The sequence below is a fragment of the Rossellomorea vietnamensis genome (genome assembly GCF_001305855.1).
Taxonomy (GTDB): domain Bacteria; phylum Bacillota; class Bacilli; order Bacillales; family Bacillaceae_B; genus Rossellomorea; species Rossellomorea vietnamensis_A.
The window spans coordinates 100,814-118,295 of sequence record NZ_LIXZ01000005.1; the positions used below are offsets into that span (position 1 = coordinate 100,814).

At 40.8% G+C, this 17,482-nt stretch carries 20 protein-coding genes and 1 other RNA gene; 15 read left to right on the forward strand and 6 right to left on the reverse strand.

The annotated features are described in order from the left end of the window. The first annotated feature begins 2 nt into the window (after positions 1 to 2). The 3 genes from AM506_RS07915 (at position 3) to AM506_RS07925 (ending at position 3,139) form a co-directional block, all read left to right on the forward strand. Positions 3 to 1,130, forward strand: a complete 1,128-nt coding sequence (locus AM506_RS07915) for an MBL fold metallo-hydrolase (protein ID WP_060671959.1) — start codon at positions 3 to 5, stop codon at positions 1,128 to 1,130. A 78-nt stretch (positions 1,131 to 1,208) separates the two neighbouring features. Next, the gene (locus AM506_RS07920; RefSeq protein ID WP_060671960.1) at positions 1,209 to 1,985 is read left to right on the forward strand and encodes a sulfite exporter TauE/SafE family protein; all 777 of its coding nucleotides are present in this window, start codon (positions 1,209 to 1,211) and stop codon (positions 1,983 to 1,985) included. Between the two features lie 233 nt (positions 1,986 to 2,218). Next, positions 2,219 to 3,139 (forward strand): DUF1002 domain-containing protein, encoded by a 921-nt coding sequence (locus AM506_RS07925; RefSeq protein ID WP_060671961.1) that lies wholly within the window; start codon positions 2,219 to 2,221, stop codon positions 3,137 to 3,139. A 38-nt stretch (positions 3,140 to 3,177) separates the two neighbouring features. Here the strand turns inward: AM506_RS07925 and AM506_RS07930 are convergent, their stop codons facing one another. Then, on the reverse strand, positions 3,178 to 4,581 hold the full coding sequence (locus tag AM506_RS07930; protein ID WP_060671962.1) for a sensor histidine kinase: 1,404 nt from the start codon (positions 4,579 to 4,581) through the stop codon (positions 3,178 to 3,180). Continuing rightward, positions 4,578 to 5,258, reverse strand: a complete 681-nt coding sequence (locus AM506_RS07935) for a response regulator transcription factor (RefSeq protein WP_060671963.1) — start codon at positions 5,256 to 5,258, stop codon at positions 4,578 to 4,580. Before AM506_RS07935 ends, AM506_RS07930 begins: the two co-directional genes overlap by 4 nt. A 66-nt stretch (positions 5,259 to 5,324) precedes the next feature. Between AM506_RS07935 and AM506_RS07940 the strand changes: the two genes are divergently transcribed. The 5 genes from AM506_RS07940 to AM506_RS07960 all read left to right on the forward strand — a co-directional run bounded on the left by AM506_RS07940 (position 5,325) and on the right by AM506_RS07960 (position 8,272). Then, complete coding sequence (locus AM506_RS07940) at positions 5,325 to 5,699, forward strand: hypothetical protein (RefSeq protein ID WP_060671964.1); 375 nt, start codon at positions 5,325 to 5,327, stop codon at positions 5,697 to 5,699. Positions 5,700 to 5,872: 173 nt separating this feature from the next. Beyond that, positions 5,873 to 6,235, forward strand: coding sequence for a rhodanese-like domain-containing protein (locus AM506_RS07945; protein ID WP_060671965.1), 363 nt, complete (start codon positions 5,873 to 5,875; stop codon positions 6,233 to 6,235). Between the two features lie 37 nt (positions 6,236 to 6,272). Continuing rightward, the gene (locus tag AM506_RS07950) at positions 6,273 to 6,569 is read left to right on the forward strand and encodes a rhodanese-like domain-containing protein (RefSeq protein WP_060671966.1); all 297 of its coding nucleotides are present in this window, start codon (positions 6,273 to 6,275) and stop codon (positions 6,567 to 6,569) included. A gap of 128 nt (positions 6,570 to 6,697) precedes the next feature. Further along, on the forward strand, positions 6,698 to 7,825 hold the full coding sequence (locus AM506_RS07955; protein ID WP_060671967.1) for an MBL fold metallo-hydrolase: 1,128 nt from the start codon (positions 6,698 to 6,700) through the stop codon (positions 7,823 to 7,825). Positions 7,826 to 7,915: 90 nt separating this feature from the next. Next, on the forward strand, positions 7,916 to 8,272 hold the full coding sequence (locus AM506_RS07960; protein ID WP_060671968.1) for a YidH family protein: 357 nt from the start codon (positions 7,916 to 7,918) through the stop codon (positions 8,270 to 8,272). A 44-nt stretch (positions 8,273 to 8,316) separates the two neighbouring features. On the opposite strand, the gene AM506_RS07965 is transcribed toward AM506_RS07960, so the two are convergent. Then, complete coding sequence (locus AM506_RS07965) at positions 8,317 to 8,577, reverse strand: hypothetical protein (protein WP_060671969.1); 261 nt, start codon at positions 8,575 to 8,577, stop codon at positions 8,317 to 8,319. Between the two features lie 168 nt (positions 8,578 to 8,745). On the opposite strand from AM506_RS07965, the gene AM506_RS07970 reads away from it, so the two are divergent. Together AM506_RS07970 and AM506_RS07975 are read left to right on the forward strand one after the other, a co-directional pair. Further along, positions 8,746 to 9,627, forward strand: a complete 882-nt coding sequence (locus AM506_RS07970) for an NAD(P)-dependent oxidoreductase (RefSeq protein ID WP_060671970.1) — start codon at positions 8,746 to 8,748, stop codon at positions 9,625 to 9,627. 343 nt (positions 9,628 to 9,970) lie between these two features. After that, positions 9,971 to 10,492, forward strand: coding sequence for a type 1 glutamine amidotransferase domain-containing protein (locus AM506_RS07975; RefSeq protein ID WP_060671971.1), 522 nt, complete (start codon positions 9,971 to 9,973; stop codon positions 10,490 to 10,492). 63 nt (positions 10,493 to 10,555) lie between these two features. On the opposite strand, the gene AM506_RS07980 is transcribed toward AM506_RS07975, so the two are convergent. Then, complete coding sequence (locus tag AM506_RS07980; protein WP_235576075.1) at positions 10,556 to 10,852, reverse strand: phage holin family protein; 297 nt, start codon at positions 10,850 to 10,852, stop codon at positions 10,556 to 10,558. Positions 10,853 to 11,038: 186 nt separating this feature from the next. Between AM506_RS07980 and AM506_RS07985 the strand changes: the two genes are divergently transcribed. Both AM506_RS07985 and ssrS read left to right on the forward strand, forming a co-directional pair. After that, positions 11,039 to 11,476, forward strand: coding sequence for a peptidylprolyl isomerase (locus tag AM506_RS07985; protein WP_060671972.1), 438 nt, complete (start codon positions 11,039 to 11,041; stop codon positions 11,474 to 11,476). A gap of 102 nt (positions 11,477 to 11,578) precedes the next feature. Beyond that, a non-coding RNA gene (gene ssrS / locus AM506_RS07990) (6S RNA) lies at positions 11,579 to 11,766 on the forward strand. Between the two features lie 257 nt (positions 11,767 to 12,023). Here the strand turns inward: ssrS and AM506_RS07995 are convergent. Both AM506_RS07995 and AM506_RS08000 read right to left on the reverse strand, forming a co-directional pair. Continuing rightward, positions 12,024 to 12,674, reverse strand: a complete 651-nt coding sequence (locus AM506_RS07995) for an MtnX-like HAD-IB family phosphatase (RefSeq protein ID WP_060671973.1) — start codon at positions 12,672 to 12,674, stop codon at positions 12,024 to 12,026. Between the two features lie 143 nt (positions 12,675 to 12,817). After that, the gene (locus AM506_RS08000) at positions 12,818 to 13,114 is read right to left on the reverse strand and encodes a DUF948 domain-containing protein (protein WP_060671974.1); all 297 of its coding nucleotides are present in this window, start codon (positions 13,112 to 13,114) and stop codon (positions 12,818 to 12,820) included. Positions 13,115 to 13,265: 151 nt separating this feature from the next. Here AM506_RS08000 and AM506_RS08005 point away from each other — a divergent pair, with 151 nt between their 5' ends. From AM506_RS08005 to AM506_RS08015, 3 genes are all read left to right on the forward strand, one after another. Next, a complete protein-coding gene (locus AM506_RS08005) occupies positions 13,266 to 14,057 on the forward strand; it encodes an HAD family hydrolase (RefSeq protein ID WP_060671975.1) in 792 nt (263 codons plus the stop codon). Positions 14,058 to 14,222: 165 nt separating this feature from the next. Beyond that, positions 14,223 to 14,669, forward strand: coding sequence for a CoxG family protein (locus AM506_RS08010; RefSeq protein ID WP_060671976.1), 447 nt, complete (start codon positions 14,223 to 14,225; stop codon positions 14,667 to 14,669). Between the two features lie 161 nt (positions 14,670 to 14,830). Next, positions 14,831 to 17,410 carry a DEAD/DEAH box helicase gene (locus AM506_RS08015; protein ID WP_060671977.1) on the forward strand — a complete coding sequence of 860 codons (2,580 nt, stop codon included), beginning with the start codon at positions 14,831 to 14,833 and terminating at the stop codon, positions 17,408 to 17,410. The last annotated feature ends 72 nt before the right edge of the window (positions 17,411 to 17,482 follow it).

Sequence of the window (17,482 nt, forward strand, 5' to 3'; positions counted from 1 at the left end):
TAATGGCGGTAAAACCAATGAAATCAAAAGAAGTAGCACAAAAAGTAATGAAAAAAGAAGAATTATTCATCTTAGACGTTCGTAATGTGGATGCATTTGAAGATTGGAAAATCGAAGGTGAAAACATTGATTACTTGAATATTCCTTATTTCGACCTTTTAGACGGGGTGGAAGAAATCTTGGATAAGTTACCTGAAGATAAAGATATTCTTGTGGTCTGTGCCAAAGAAGGCTCTTCCATCATGGTTGCGGAAATGCTTTCAGATGAAGGTAAGGACGTTTCTTATCTTGAGGGCGGTATGAAGGCTTGGAGTGAACATATAGAGCCGGTTAAGGTAGGGGACCTATCAAATGGTGGCGAGCTTTATCAGTTTGTGCGTCTAGGTAAAGGTTGTCTGTCCTATATGGTCGTATCAAATGGTGAAGCTGCGATCGTGGATGCCACCCGTATGGCCGATGTTTTCATCGATTTCGCTAAAGAAAAGAATGTAAAGATCACAAATGTATTCGATACTCACTTACATGCGGATCATATTTCTGGTGGACGTACCATTGCAGAGGCAACCGGCGCTACGTATTGGTTGCCATCTAAAGATGCTGAAGAAGTTACATTTGAATATGCGGCACTTGAAGATGGGAATAAAGTCGAGATTGGGAACACAACCATCGATATCAATGCCTTATACTCACCAGGGCATACAATTGGATCTACATCATTCGTGATTGATGAGAAGTATCTATTATCAGGTGACATTTTATTTATTGACAGTATCGGACGCCCTGACCTTGCCGGAAAAGCAGAAGATTGGGTGGGGGACTTGAGAGAGAGTCTCTACAAACGCTACAAAGATCTTTCCATGGATCTGACCGTTTTACCAGCACACTTCATGATTATTGATGAATTAAATGAAGACGGTTCTGTAGGTGAGAAACTTGGCACATTATATGCCAAAAACCATGGTCTGAACATTGAGAGCGAAGATGAATTCAGAAAGCTTGTTTCTGAAAATCTGCCTCCTCAACCGAATGCGTATCAGGAAATTCGTGAAACCAATATGGGTAAAGTAACTCCAGATGAAGAAAAGCAACGCGAGATGGAAATCGGACCAAATCGCTGTGCAGTTCGATAATATACGGTGATTATATAAATTATTTAAATGGGAACTGGCATTGGCGGTTCCCATTTTACTAGAAAAGGAGGGCTCACAATGGATTTGGCATTTATCATAACAATTTTCCTCATCGGCTTTGTCGGTTCTTATATTTCAGGAATGGTTGGAATCGGAGGAAGTATCATTAAATATCCAATGCTCTTATATATACCGCCTTTGTTGGGAGTAGCTACATTTTCCGCTCATGAGGTTTCCGGCATCAGTGCCGTTCAGGTGTTCTTTGCAACGCTTGGCGGAGTATGGGCATACCGCAAAGGGGGCTACCTGAATAAATCACTCATTACGTATATGGGGGTAAGTATATTAATCGGTAGTTTCATTGGTGGATATGGCTCGAAATTCATGAGTGAAGCGGGAATTAACATCGTGTATGGTATTCTTGCTCTCATTGCAGCCATCATGATGTTCATTCCTAAAAAAGGTATAGATGATGTGAAGCTGGAGGATGTTTCTTTTAATAAATGGCTCGCTGCCATACTTGCCCTCATCGTGGGTGTAGGTGCAGGTATTGTTGGTGCAGCAGGTGCCTTTCTATTAGTTCCGATCATGCTTGTCGTGCTGAAAATACCGACCAGAATGACAATTGCTTCCTCTCTTGCCATTACGTTGATTTCTTCCATCGGTTCAACTGTTGGAAAAATCACCACCGGGCAAGTGGATTACCTGCCAGCCATGATCATGGTAGTAGCAAGTCTGATTGCCTCTCCACTCGGAGCGATGGCAGGAAAGAAAATGAATACTAAGATTCTTCAAATGATTTTAGCGATATTAATTCTTGGAACAGCGATTAAAATATGGATTGATATCTTATAATATGCTGCTTAGCACTATGAATCATGACTCTTCTCACATAAAGAAGGATTATGGTGCATAGAGCTAAGCTTTTTTTTATGATATTGTATCACATGAGGCTTGTAACTTTCTTAAAGTCTCTTTCGTCTAAATAATAGAGAGAAATAAGACTCTGGATGGATGACCTTATCCGTGGGGATCAGTACAATGTATTGAGTTAAGATTTATCCATCTTGAAAAAAGGGAGATTACACATGAAAAAGCTTATTAGTATCATCTTACTATGTTCATTAATGGTTAGCGGACTTCAACCGGCACTCGCCGCAGATAATGATAAAGCAAGCATTAATGAAAAATTCGGACTGCCCATCGTTGTATATGGCGAAACTCTTTCCAGCCAGCAAAAAAAAGAGGTTCAAAAGCAATTGGGTATGGATGAAGGTACAGAAGTGGAAGAGTTTACGGCCACGGGTGAAGATCTTGTGAAATATATTGAAGGAGAAAACAGGAACGCCCGCATGTTTTCTTCAGCCATGATCACTCGTAAGGAAAAGGGTGAAGGATTGAAGGTGAATATTGTGACACCTGAGAATATTACGGAAGTTACCAGTTCCATGTATTCCAATGCGCTTTTAACAGCAGGTGTTGAAAATGCAGTAGTGGATGTTGCCTCTCCGGTAAAGGTTAGCGGTCATTCTGCATTAGTGGGTATTTATAAAGCGTATGATGTGAGTGGAGAGAAGCTTGATACCGTTCGAATGGAAGTGGCCAATGAGGAGTTATCAGTTGCAACCGAACTGGCGAAAGAATCCGGCATTGATAAGGAAGAAGTCAGTAAACTGTTAACCGAGATCAAGAAGGAAATTGCCGAACAAGATCCTGCGACAAAAGAGGAAGTCGAGAAGATCGTTGAAGAAAAGCTTCAATCTTTGAACATTGAATTAAGTCCAGAGGATCGTCAGTTATTGATTGATCTATTTGAAAAAATGAGATCCCTTGATATTAATTTTGACAATGTCCAACAACAGCTGGATGATTTAACGAAGGATATCCAAACGACGATTAAGGATATTGTGAACGATGAAGGGTTCGGACAGAAAGTGTCGGATTTCTTCACCGGGTTAATAGAGGCTATTAAAAATTTCTTTAAATCCATCAAAAATTTATTAGGATAAGCCAATAATAAAAGACTGAGTCACTCTGACTCAGTCTTTTATAATTCAAGTAATGGAAACCTTAGATAAACAGTCGTTCCATTGCCTTCTTCACTTTCAATGGAAAAGGAACCTTTATGCTTGTGCATGATTTCCTTGGCGATGGATATACCGAGCCCATATCCGCCGGTGTTTCTTGTCCTCGACAGATCAGATCTGAAGAATCGTTCTCCTATTTGTGATAGTGAGTCTCCCGGGATTCCAATCCCATCATCCTTTATCTTCACAACGGCCATACCATCTTTCTCAAAGGAGTAGATGGAGATAGAGGTTCTTTCCGGGGAATATTTCAGGGCATTGTCCAGAATATTGTAAAATACCTGCATCACCCGGTTTGGATCCCCGTTAATGATGGATTCCTCATTTAAAGTATGTTTAATTTCTATATGCTTCAATTCTGCTTGAGGGCGGATCAAGGTTAAAGAGTCCATAATGAATTGGGAGAGCACCATCGGTTCAATATCCAATGAGAAAGCAGCATCTTCCAACTTATTCAATTCAAGTAGCTCTGTAATTAATTTTTGCATCCGGACAGACTCTTTTTGAATCAGGTGTAAGCTTTTTTCTATTTCCTCCGGGTTTGTTTGAACCCGGTCAGTCAATGCTTTTGCATAACCACCGATGTACGTGAGGGGTGTCCTTAATTCATGGGCGACATTGGAAAGGAATTGCCTTTTTCGATCCTCCTGGTGTTGTAGACTATCAACCATACTGTTGAATGTCAGTGCCAGTTCAGCCATTTCATCTTTAGTGGTGACCTCCAGACGCTCCGTAAAGTTTCCGTTGGCCACTTGATTAGAGAACCTTTGCATTTCCCTGACAGGCTTGAACAAGGAGTCCAATGAAGACTGAATGATCAAGAATAGCACGAAATAAAACATCACCCCTGCCAGTATTAAGATGGGGATGCCTTTGCTGAAGACTTCTGTCATTTCAGCAAGAGGGATGTAAATGAACAAATATCCCTTTAACTTATCTTCATTCATAAGAGGAAAGACGGCTCCTAACACTTTCCGTTTGAACTCGTCGACATATCCTTCTTTCATCACATGATTGCCGCTTGCGAGTTCTTTAATGTCTTTACTATTGATGAGGGGCTGTTGATCAATTAGAAAAGGGAAGCTCTTTCCCAGTTGATCAAGGTTTTCAACCACCGATACTTCATAGGGTGAGATGACGTTATACCATAGAATCTTGTCTTTGATATTTCCGCTAACATCCCCATAATGATAGTGGGCTGCGGTCCTCTGCCCCTGGTAAAGAAGAGAATCCTTCACGGTACCTATATAAAGGTCTTTGTAGAGGTAATGAATGAAAAGAAAGGAAAAGACAATCGTTAAAAATAAGCTGCTTAACAACAGGATTGAAACTTTTTTACTGAGAGTAAGGTTTATGTTTTTCAAAGAGATCCCTCGAATTTATAACCAAGTCCCCAGACCGTTTCAATCAACTGCCCGTAATGTTTTAATTTCAGCCGTAATGTTTTTATATGGGTATCAACCGTCCGGTCACTTCCCTCGTAGTCTCTTCCCCATACTTGATCGAGAAGCTGATCCCTTTTATACACTCGTCCTTGATTCCGTGCGAGAAATAAGAAAAGTTCATATTCCTTTAAAGTCAACCGGGGAGAAAGATCACCGACAGACACGGTCCTGGATGCTAAATTAAATGAAACCGGCCCAAACCTTTCAACCATGGAGCGTGTCTGAACGCCATATGATCTTCTTAGAATGGTTTCAATGCGTGCCACAAGTTCATCTGCGTTGAAGGGTTTCACCATATAATCATCGCTTCCAAGTTTAAGACCCTTCACCTTGTCCAGGTCATCGCTCTTGGCAGAAAGGAATATGAAAGGAATTTGACTGTTCTCCCTCACTTCTTCAAGTAATCGGAAACCATCCATGAATGGCATCATAATATCCACAATCATCAGATCGACATGTGTTTTATTCAATTGATCAAGAGCAGCCAAACCGTTCTCTGCTTCTATACAGAAATAATTTTCCCTGTTTAAATACAATGTGACCAGTTGTCTCATTTCCGGTTCATCATCTACAATCAGTACATTCCATTTTTTCATCATCTTCACACCCAGCCTTATGACATAGAAATTTTTGTAATAGGCTAATAAAGAGGAGTGACGAACATGTATGAGAGGAGTACTATATATAGAAAGAATTTAATGACCTTATTTAATCCAGGCTCATTCCCTAACCTTGGGAGCGGAGGGGATTATCTTAGTGGGCCACAGGGATATGGCCCGGTGGGAGTTCAAAACACACCATATATTCAAGGGCCGTATGCCCCCCCACCGCAGATGTACGGTCCACAGGGCTATCCGCCACCAGGATACCCTCAGGCGGGGTTTGGTCCTGGCCCCTATGGTCCGGCAGGTGGTTATGGGTATGGTATAAACCCCATCGGAGCAGGATTAATTGGGCTTGGCTTAGGGTTTCTCGGGGGTCAGCTCGTGAACACCCCGTTTAAAGGTCCCCATAAGCGCTACTATTATTATTGGTAAATAGATCAAACCGACTCATCTTATTGAGTCGGTTTTTTAAATTGTTCCCGTCCAATTTAATACTATAATAAAACGATAGTTCTCTTTCTTGACATTATACCTATAGGGGTATAATATAGAGATAGAAATCAGTTTGACATTGTCACTACTTATCATGAAATGAGGTGCTTATATTGGAATTTTTCGGATTAATCATGTTAGTTATACTTATTTATCTGTATGTATTGATCAAGAAACCAGGTAAAAATATCAAGCAAATGTCTACAAGTGAATTGAAGACAACTTTAGGAGATAAGAACAAGCTATTTATTGATGTACGTTCACCAGGGGAATTCAAACAAAGTCACATTAAACAATTTAAAAATATGCCGTTACAATCGTTACATCAACCCGCTCATACTCTACCCAAAGACAAAGAAATCATTGTTATTTGTCAAAGTGGCATGAGGAGCGCAAATGCATGCAAACTTCTTACAAAGAAAGGATTCACCTCCGTAACAAACGTTAAGGGAGGAATGAATTCCTGGTCCCGTTAGTTTGCGAAAAAACCATTTTTAAAAGGGAGGATTCTATATGAAAACGATTCTGAGCAATGAAGTAAACCGGAGATTATCGGCTGGGGGACAAGTTAATATCATCGATGTCCGAGAGGCGGCTGAAGTACGAAATGGGAAAATCCCTACTAGTACTAATATTCCTTTAGGACTGCTGGAATTTCGTATGAATGAATTAGATAAGAAAAAAGATTACATCATTGTTTGTCAATCAGGTGGCAGAAGCAGCCGTGCCGCGAAATTTCTCGCTTATCACGGTTATGATGTCACCAATATGGAAGGCGGCATGCTTGCCTGGGAAGGGAAAGTCGAATAACCCTTTTCCTTTCAACCCTTTTTGTTTTGATTCCGCTACATTTAATACCCCTATAGGTTTAAAGTTTGAATTTAAGGATAATGTATATACGAAGAGAAAACAATAAAGATAAGGGAGGAACATATGTTATGACTACTACAGTGAAAAATTTGACAGCAGGGGAACTTACCCAAAAAATCATGAATGGAGACAGAATGTTCATTCTGGATGTTCGTCCCAAAGACGCCTTTGACGATTGGAAAGTGGAAGGGGAAAACGTTACGATCATCAATAAACCCTTTTCAGAGTTGAAAGATAATCTGGAATCGGTAAAATCCATTTTACCAGACAATGAATCCGTTTATGTCATTTGCGCAAAAGGAAATTCTTCGACCAAAACCGCTGAGATGCTGGCTGGTGCAGGAATGAATAATATATATTCTGTTGAAGGCGGTATGCAGGCATGGAGCGAATACCTTGAGCCTGTTAAAATCGGTGATGTGTCTGGGGGTGTCCTTTACCAATTCATACGGATAGGAAAAGGATGCTTATCTTATGCGATTGTATCCAAAGGCGAGGTTGCGTTCATTGATCCCAGTCGTCTGATCGAGCCTTATAAGAAGTTCGTTCAACATCATGATTTATCAGTAAAAGCAGTACTGGATACTCATCTCCATGCAGATCACATTTCCGGTGGTCGATCCTTAAGCAAAGAATTTGATGCACCATATTATTTACCACCTAAAGATGCCGAAGAAGTTCAATACACCTACAAAGAAGTTAAGGATGAAACAGACATTAAGGTGGGGGATACAGTGATCGAAGCAGTCTACTCCCCAGGTCATACGATCGGAAGTACCTCTTTTATTGTCGATCGGCATTATTTACTCACTGGTGACATTCTATTTATTGATTCCATCGGGAGACCTGATTTAGCCGGTAAAGCAGAAGACTGGGTAGGTGACTTGCGGGAAACATTGTATTCAAGATATAAAAACCTTAACAATGATTTAATTGTCTTGCCAGCTCACTATATGTCGATAGATGAAATGAATGATGATGGTTCAATCTCACATCGTCTGAGTGATTTGTATGAAGAGAATCATGGTTTGAACATTGAGGATGAAGATGAATTCAGAAAAACGGTCACAGAAAACCTTCCTCCACAGCCAAACAGCTATGAGAAGATCCGTGAAACGAATATGGGTAAAATCAATCCTGATGAAGATGAAAAACGTGAAATGGAAACTGGCCCAAATAGATGCGCCGTGCGCTGATTAAATTTATTAGGAAGTTTATAAAAAAGGCAAACATCCCAACTTAATGGGATGTTTGCCTGCATTGGTAGAATTGAGGAAGTGAACAGTATGAAAGAAATAAATGAATCAAAGTATATACAGCAGCACCTGGCTAATGAACGAACGTTCCTGGCTTGGATCCGTACGGCCATTGCCATCATCGGAATTGGGTTTTTAACGACAAGCTTACATTTTAATTCCCTTCAAGGTAACACTCTTCAAGACCGGATTGCCGCGGGAATAAGTGTGATTTCCATTTTCGTCGGGTTTGCCATCATCATTGGTTCTACCATAAATTATTACAGAACGAGAAGACATATCAACACACAAACATTCGTGTCTGCTGATGTCTTTATCAAAATGATGACGATAGTGGCTACCATCGTTCTTTTACTTGTGACTGTTTATTTCTTTTCATTAAATTAAAAAAGCTGAACGCTAAAGGAAAAAATCCCTGCGTTCAGCTTTTTTTAATCTTGTTTTTGCTCATTATAATATTGTACGGATGTCATTGCTCCTTCACTTACCATGGAGTTGTCTTCTATATTAGAAGGATCCGGGTTTCCGCCTTTTTCAACGGGTAGATCTTCTTTTCTTCTCTTTTTGAACTTCGTAACCAATCCTTCTTTTACATTATGCAGTTGATTACGTTTATCTTTCGATGATAGAATCCATCCAAGTGAACCAGCCGTAACGGTTGCACCAACAAGTAATGTTTTATTTACTTTCATTTTTATTCTCCTCCATTCAAGTGATTCGTTTATTTAGTATGCTCTATGTATTCCCGACGCACATGAATTTAAACATGGGGAGGGATGCCAAAATGATGAAGGAGTGGACAATCCTTTCAATCTGGACGAAAATAAACATGGATGGTAGACAAAGAGAGGATGGATGGAATGAATGAATTGACGAAAGAAACTGTCATTGGGTTTATTGGAACAGGGGTAATGGGGAAAAGTATGGCTGGTCATATTCTTGAAGCAGGTTTTCCAGTGGTTATTTATAACCGTACGAAACATAAAGCCGCAGATCTCATCGATCGTGGTGCGAAATGGGCTGACACCTCAAAGGAGCTCGCTGAAGCTTCAGATATCGTTATTACAATCGTAGGGTACCCTTCAGATGTTGAAGAGATATACCTTGGGGATAAGGGCATACTGCGCTATTTGAAACAGGGATCGATTACCATTGATATGACCACTTCTTCTCCGACTCTGGCAAATGAAATCTTTACCATTGGTAAGGAGAAAGGGATATCGACATTGGATGCTCCCGTTTCGGGAGGGGATATCGGAGCCAAAGAGGCCAGGCTTTCCGTTATGGTCGGAGGAGAAGAAAACACGTTCAATCTGGCAAAACCACTCTTAGAACTCATGGGTTCGAATGTAATCTACCAAGGGAAATCAGGAGCGGGGCAGCATACGAAGATGTGTAACCAGATTACCATTGCTTCGAACATGATGGGAGTGAGTGAAGCATTACTTTACGCGAAGAAATCCGGTCTGAATCCTGAAAATGTACTGAAAAGCATTACATCAGGGGCAGCGGGAAGCTGGTCCCTCAGTAACCTGGTTCCCCGCATGATCGAGCAAGATTATGCTCCAGGGTTTTACGTTAAACATTTTATCAAGGACCTTAAGATTGCCCTGGATTCAGCTAAAGAGATGGAACTCCGGACACCCGGTTTGGAACTGGCCCTCTCATTATACGAGCAGCTTGCTGCAGAAGGTGAAGAAGACAGTGGCACTCAATCATTAATTAAATTATTGGAAGATTAACATCTAAGACTCCCTTTGAATGGGAGTTTTTTTATAAGAGCGTGAAGTTCTGGTTCCCACTTCTCACATAATTCTCTTGAAACAGGGGAAGGATAAAGGGGGAATGTTAAAAATTCGAAAGAATGGTGAATCTCTTGAAAAAAAATTCATTCAGGCAATTTTCAAGGTTGATATACACGATTGGTACTATGATGACCGTAGTTGCCTTCACTGTCTCTTATTTCCAAACGAAAACAATCATTAAAGCAATTAAGAAATATAGTCCGTACAATTAAGGTTATCGGTTGCAATATGATCTTATTCCTTAGACAATAAACATGTACATAGATGAGGAGGGATTCTATTGAAGTTAGTAGGAAAAAAAATCATTCAATTGGTCAGTGCCGATTTCGAAGACCTAGAGCTGTGGTATCCGGTCCTGCGTTTGCGGGAAGAGGGGGCGACGGTCCATATTGTCGGAGAAAAGGCAAATGAGGAATATATCGGGAAATATGGTGTGCCGATTGCTTCTGAATACGCATTTAAAGACATAACGCCCGAAGACTATGATGCCATACTTGTTCCTGGAGGCTGGTCCCCTGATAAACTTCGTCGGTATGAAGAGGTCATTGACATGGTGAAATCCATGGATGATCGTAAGAAACCGATCGGTCAAATCTGCCATGCCGGCTGGGTGTTGATTTCAGCAAAGATCCTTCAGGGGGTAAAAGTCACAAGCACACCAGGAATAAAGGATGATATGGAAAATGCAGGGGCTATCTGGCTAAATGAGCCGGTGGTGACAGACGGCCATATCGTTTCCAGCCGAAGACCACCGGATCTGCCTGATTATATGAGAGAATTCATTGACGTGCTCGCTAAATGATGAAAAACGGACTGACCAAGGAAACTGATTGATCGTTACCTGTGGACCAGTCCGTTCTTTTCTTTATTTCTTCTTATCTCTCTTATTTCGATCATTCACCCTTTCGAAAAAGGTCTGTTTCACAGATTGATGAGTGGTGATGGCAGCCCCCGTTGCAATAAACCCATTTGCAATGCCATTAAAGTCAAACCCGAGCGTCCAACCGCTCGCTCCAACCCCTACCAATAGAAGAATCCAAATGATGAGCCAGTCCGGGATATGAGGGGTCTTCTTTAATGCATACCCCAGCACCCATAATACGGGAACGAGCACGGTGACTTGAGGGTCAATGGAAATGCCGCTTAATAAGTTTTCGATCAAGTTGTCCACTCCCTATAATGATAAATGACTTCTATATAGCTTATTCACAACCCTGGGAGCTTAATGACAACCAGTTTGGATGTACGGCAAAAAAAACGATAGGGTGCAGACCAACCTTTAAAGTGACACGGGAATTGTTCAATGATATTATATTGATTGACCTATAATAAAAAGGAGCTGTTAAATATGGCGAAAAAAGGATACATACACTTCCAAACAGGTGAAAAAATTGAATTTGATTTATTTCCAAATGAAGCACCTGGAACAGTGGCGAACTTTGAAAAATTGGCAAACGAAGGTTTTTATAACGGTCTAAGCTTTCACCGTGTCATCCCTGGTTTCGTAAGCCAAGGAGGATGCCCTAACGGTAACGGTACGGGTGGCCCTGGTTACACAATCAAATGTGAAACAGAAGGAAATCCACATAAGCATGAAGAAGGTTCTTTATCTATGGCCCATGCTGGTAAAGATACAGGAGGAAGCCAATTCTTCATCGTACATGAGCCGCAGCCTCACCTAAACGGCGTTCATACTGTCTTCGGTAAAGTGACTTCAGGGATCGACATCGCCAAATCAATGAAAAACGGCGACGTAATGGAGAAAGTCGAAGTATTTGATGCTTAATAGTTGAGGGACGGACCTTCGTTCGCACGCATCATCCTGAATCCTTTCACCTTGATGAAAAACAACAGTTGAAATAATTCAATTGATGTTGTATCATACTAATACAGGCTGCGTTGTACGTAATCATAACGAAGTTTTAACCTTTAAACTGTAATAGGGAGTTTTACATCGAAGTTGGAATGTCAAGCCTCCACGATTGAGGACGACAGGAAACCTTCTGCAAACACCCACTTTGAGGAGTGGTGGTTTAAAACTTTCTTATATCAAATTACGGCAACTGTGGCTCATAATTTTTAGTATCTCAAGTCAGTTCCCAATCGGGGGCTGGCTTTTTTATTTTTGTATTTCCTTGCATGAAATTCAGGCATCACCATTTTTTGAAAATCATTCAAACCAAAAAGACTGAATCCAAAAATGATGGATTCAGTCTCTGTATGAACATATCGAGGCCCCTCCCGTCCGTACATGGTTAAGTGTCCCGCAACAAGCGAATGTCCGGGAGAGGCTAATTAAGTGTATCATGCATGATATAAATGTGCAAAGTGATTTACTGTAATACACCTCTATCTGTCAAGTAACGGTCTATTTCATGAAAGTCATTTACTTTAATAAACGGGATTCCGAGTTCCCAAAGGATACTCTGTAATGCCTTCATGGCAAAGGTGACATCAGCCACTTCAGCAGGGTGGCTATCCGGTTCGCTATCACCGGCAAAGTAAATCGTATCGTACTCTTCTTTCAGCTCAGCAATCACTTTGGATTTATTAATCCCATATCGCTCTGAGTAATGGGGATGATCAGGGTCGATATTCATATGTACATTCTTGTCCTGATAATAGCCTTCATTTGAGAATACTTTAACATCTGTGATTCCGTGTTTTTGAAGAATATGGTGGATATAATAATCCGTTCCCGCACTAAGGATATAGAAATCTCCTCCTTGAGCTTGGACTTTACGGATGAAGGAAGTGACATGTTCATCGATATCCAATGAATGGATATCCTCTATGATTTGAGTTTCGTCTTGATGAATCGATGAAAAGACGGTAGTCAAAAAATCGATGTCCTTCATTTCACCTGCCTTCCATTTGGTAAACAAAGCAGCTCCTTCATGAAAATATTTCTCCAGGACGAGATGGTAAAAATCCTTTTTAGAAATGGTTCCATCGAAGTCTGAAACAAATGCCCATTTTTTCATAGCTTTTCCTCCTCGTAATTAATGTAGTCGATTGTATCATGAATAAGTTGGGAGAAGAAAGGTTTGAGATTAACTATAGTATAATTATGTAAACTAAAGATCCTTATTAAAAATCACCCTGCTTACAGCAAGGTGACAGAACACTACTTTTTCATACTCTTAACAAATTCTTTTACTACTTCGGGCGTACGTTTTACCTCTTGAATGGTGCCTGTAAAAGTGGACTTTTTATATTGGATATCACTTTGGATCTCTCCCTGTGTTTCCTGAAGCTGAGTTGCTTCTGAAGAGATTTTATCCATCCTCGATTGAATATTGGCTACCGTTTGATTCATTTCATTCACAATGGGACGTGTAGTCTTGAGGGTCCTCATTACTGCTACACCAAGCATAATCAGGGCAATAACAAATAAGGCAATACTTGCATATACAATCCACATATTGATTTCACCTCGTTTTACTCTGTTTTTAGTTATATTCCCTAATAGTATTGAAAATAACGCAATAATTTATTTTATCCTTCTGGTTTACTATTTCACATATAGCTAGTAATCTAAACTATAAGTTGAATACTTTAAGGGAGAGATGAGAGTGATCAAAGCCATCCTGTTTGATTTAGATGATACTTTATTATGGGACTCGAAAAGCATTGAAAAAGCTTTCAAAGCAACATGCGATTATGCACACCAGAAGGCAGGGGCAAATCCCCAAGCACTTGAGTCAAGCGTCAGGGAAGCTGCCAGGGAGCTGTATGCAACATATGATACATATGAGTTCACACAGAATATTGGAATCAATCCTTTTGAAGGCCTTTGGGGAGATTTCCTGGATGAACATGATGAGAACTTCCTTAAAATGAAAGAAACCGTCCCATCATATCGCAAAGAATCATGGACCAGGGGCTTGAATTCTCTGGGCATAACGGATTCCGTACTTGGTGAAGAATTATCCGAGAAATTTCGTCAGGAAAGAAAACAACGGCCTTATGTATATGAAGATACGTTCCTTGTATTAAATGAAATGAAGGAAAACTACCAACTGTTGTTATTAACGAATGGTTCTCCTCATTTACAAAATACGAAGCTGGATAAAACCCCTGAACTTCTCCCTTATTTTCAAGAAATCATCATCTCCGGGGATATCGGGAAAGGAAAACCGGATCCTGCGATGTTCCATCATGCATTAGAGAGGCTGAGCCTTCATAAAGATGAAGTAATCATGGTTGGAGATAACTTAAACACAGATATCCTGGGGGCTTCAAGGCTGGGTATCAAAACGATATGGATTAATCGGCGGGGACAAACACCCCAAAAGGTTGTCCCGGATTATGAAGTGAAGGAACTGCGGGAAGTTCCCCGGATTGTCAAGAACATCATCAAATAGCAGCTAGAGAGGCTTCGAATTGTCGGTGCCTCTCTATTTATTAGGTTCATCAGTCATAATAGTCCATTCCCATTCATACTATTCACCTAAGTCCCACCTGCGGACATACAGGGGAGAAAGCAGGTGGAGGAGGAAACGATCTCATTCTAAGGGGAGGTATTTCTAATGGGAAATGGAATACATCATGTGAATGTCAATGCATCGCGATCAGATGTATGGACCTTTATTCGTGATATAAATGCTTGGGCTCCACTTGTGCCGGGATATAAGGAGCATACCATTTATTCTGATAATCAATCGACGTGGAAATTCACTGTTCATTATGGGGTGGTGACAAAAAAGATCCATGTGAATGTGAGAATTACAGATTGGAAGGAACCATCAGAAGTGAAGTTCACGTTACAGGGTATCAATCAAAGGTTCACGGGTGCAGGATATTTCAAAGCGGATGAAGTAAACACCGCTATAACAAGAATGACAGGAAGCTTATCCATTGAATCCACAAGCCCAGTGGCAAAGGTCCTGCAAAACGCATTCGATAAAATGGTTGCTGAACTTACCAGGGAATTAACGATTGCTATGGGAGAGGTCATTGAAAGAAATAAAATCTGAGGCAAGTCAATTTTCACTCATGCTCCAAATAAATGATGGAATATTCGCTTGTGTGATATAATGACTTATTTGAGCAAGTGAATTGTTAGTTGTAGAAGAAATACATACACTATAAAGTACATAGAAGAGAAATCTGTATCACGATAAAAAGGGGTCTAACCATGCAAAAGCTTCACATACTTCGAGAAGAAGCAATAGAGGAAACGAAACAGAAAATCGAGGAAGATATCACACTTTTCCTGGAGAAACACGAAGAGTGTCCTTCATTTAAGGATTATTTGAAGGAAAGGAGTGCTTTCTTTCATCAAATATGGCTGAATATTTGGCTTAATAAAGTAACCAATGATGTCTTGCGGAGTCATAAAAAAGCTTTTCTCAGAGAGAAAGGCTACGATATTGAAGGTACGGATAAGAAATTGATCAACAAATTGTTCAGAAATGAAATCAGAGAGTATCAGCCTTTCCATATCTTAAACTGGATACAGGACAAACCCATATCAGAAGAAGATTGGAAAGAACGCCATCAAGAGGTTCGAAAGGCGTTTATTAAGAATAAAGAAGAAAAAAAGCAGGCTTTTCTTCAAAAAGAGAGTCAAAAAAAGATTCTTTCTTTCATCAGCCAACAAATGGAAAGGTTAGAGACTCACTGGTATGTGGAATTACGATGGATATTCGCTAATAAATGCATGAACGATATCCGAACCAAAACAAAATACCGATCTGTTGAACCGTATATGCTGGAAGAGAAATTAGAAGAAGAAGGACGCTATACAAAGGAATACTTTGTCACCGTTTCTGATTTTTTAACAGAATTCACCGGGTCAATTCACAAAAAAAGTGAACATTGGGATGGACATTTATGGGAATATGAAACGTATTACTATCCGTATGAACGCTTTGTCTATTACCACATAGAGCAGGTGGTGTATCGGTCTCTCTTCGAACACATGCCCGAAGAATTGAGGAAGGGATATCTGACCGTGTACGGTGAGGAGCTCACAGAAGAAAGGCTGAGCAGACTCAGTCATCACTTTCTTTTGACGCTGAAATCGAACTTTTTTACCCTGATTCAAGAGGAGTATATTCAAGATTTACACAGACTTACAGAAATCCCTTTTAATACAGCTGTTCACCTTTCCTTATATGAAAAGGATCTCGAGAAGCGGGAGGCAAGAAAAGCAGCTGAACTGGCTGAATTAAAACGGAAGCAAGAGGAAGAGGAACGAATACTGGAAGAGATATTTGGTAGGGAATATAGTCCTTCGTTCAGAGGCGACATCCACTATATCCTCCATATCGGTGAAACCAATACCGGGAAAACACATCATGCAATCAGCCGTATGAAAGCAGCCCGGAGCGGTATGTATTTGGCACCACTTCGTTTACTCGCTCTGGAAGTATTCGATACATTGAATGCAGATGGCGTCCCATGTAATTTGAAAACCGGGGAAGAAGAGAAAGAAGTCCCTGATGCACACCATGTTTCATCGACGGTTGAAATGTTTCGTGAAAGTGATGAATATGAAGTGATCGTGATCGATGAGGCCCAGATGCTCGCCGATCAGGATAGGGGCTTCTCCTGGTATCGTGCCATTACAAAGGCGAGAGCCAAAGAGGTCCATATCATTGGAAGTGAAAATGTCCGGGATCTTCTGATGGGATTGGTCGGGGAAGATAACGTCGAGATTTATGAATACAAAAGAGACATCCCCCTTGAAGTTGAATCAAAAGAATTTCAATTGAGACATGCTAAAAAAGGAGACGCAGTCGTTTGTTTTTCAAGGAAGAAGGTGTTGGATACCGCTTCAAGATTACAAAATAACGGCCATAAAGTCAGTATGATCTATGGAAGCATGCCTCCTGAAACGAGGAAGAGACAGATGATGCAGTTCATTAAGGGAAAAACGAATATGATTGTTGCGACCGATGCAATCGGTATGGGACTGAACCTGCCGATACGCAGGATCGTTTTCCTGGAAACGGATAAGTTTGATGGGACGAGGAGGAGAAGGCTGACCTCACAGGAAGTAAAGCAGATTGCCGGGCGCGCAGGGAGAAAAGGGATTTACAATGAGGGGAAAGTGGCTTTCTCGAAGGACATAAAAGTGATGAAGCAGCTTCTTGAAAAGCCTGACCAATCCCTCGAGACGTTTGCCATCGCACCTACAAGAGGCGTGTTTGAACGTTTTCAAAGACATTACCATGACATGGACACGTTCTTCTCTTTATGGGACAAGTTCAACAGTCCATACGGTACGGAAAAAGCGACACTTTTTGAAGAAAGGGAACTATATGAATTAATCCGTGGAACGGATATTGAAGCCAAACTTTCATTAAATGATCTTTACGGCTTTCTCCATCTTCCTTTTTCCAAGAAAGAAACACAGTTAACGGAGCAGTGGCTACAGTGTATGCATGCCATTGTAGAAGATGAAGAGCTGCCTGAACCACAGTTGAAAAGCACGAATCTGGAGCAAAAGGAAGTTTCGTATAAAGCAGTCGGTCTACATCTTTTGTTTTTATACCGATTGGGCAGACAGACGGAGGCTTACTATTGGGAACGAATCAGGAGTGAAATTGCCGATGGCGTTCACGAGAGCCTGCGGACAGAAGTCACAAGTTTAACACAAACATGTAAGCAATGCGGAAAGAAACTTCCCCCGAACTTCGGATTTCCTATCTGTGACCGCTGTCATGCTGCTAGGGTTAAAAGAAGGACGAAGGGGAAACCCCGGTATTAGTAAATCCCTGAGCAAATCTCATGATAGATTAGTGGTTCTATGGTACGATCTAGTACGAATTGAAAACGATGA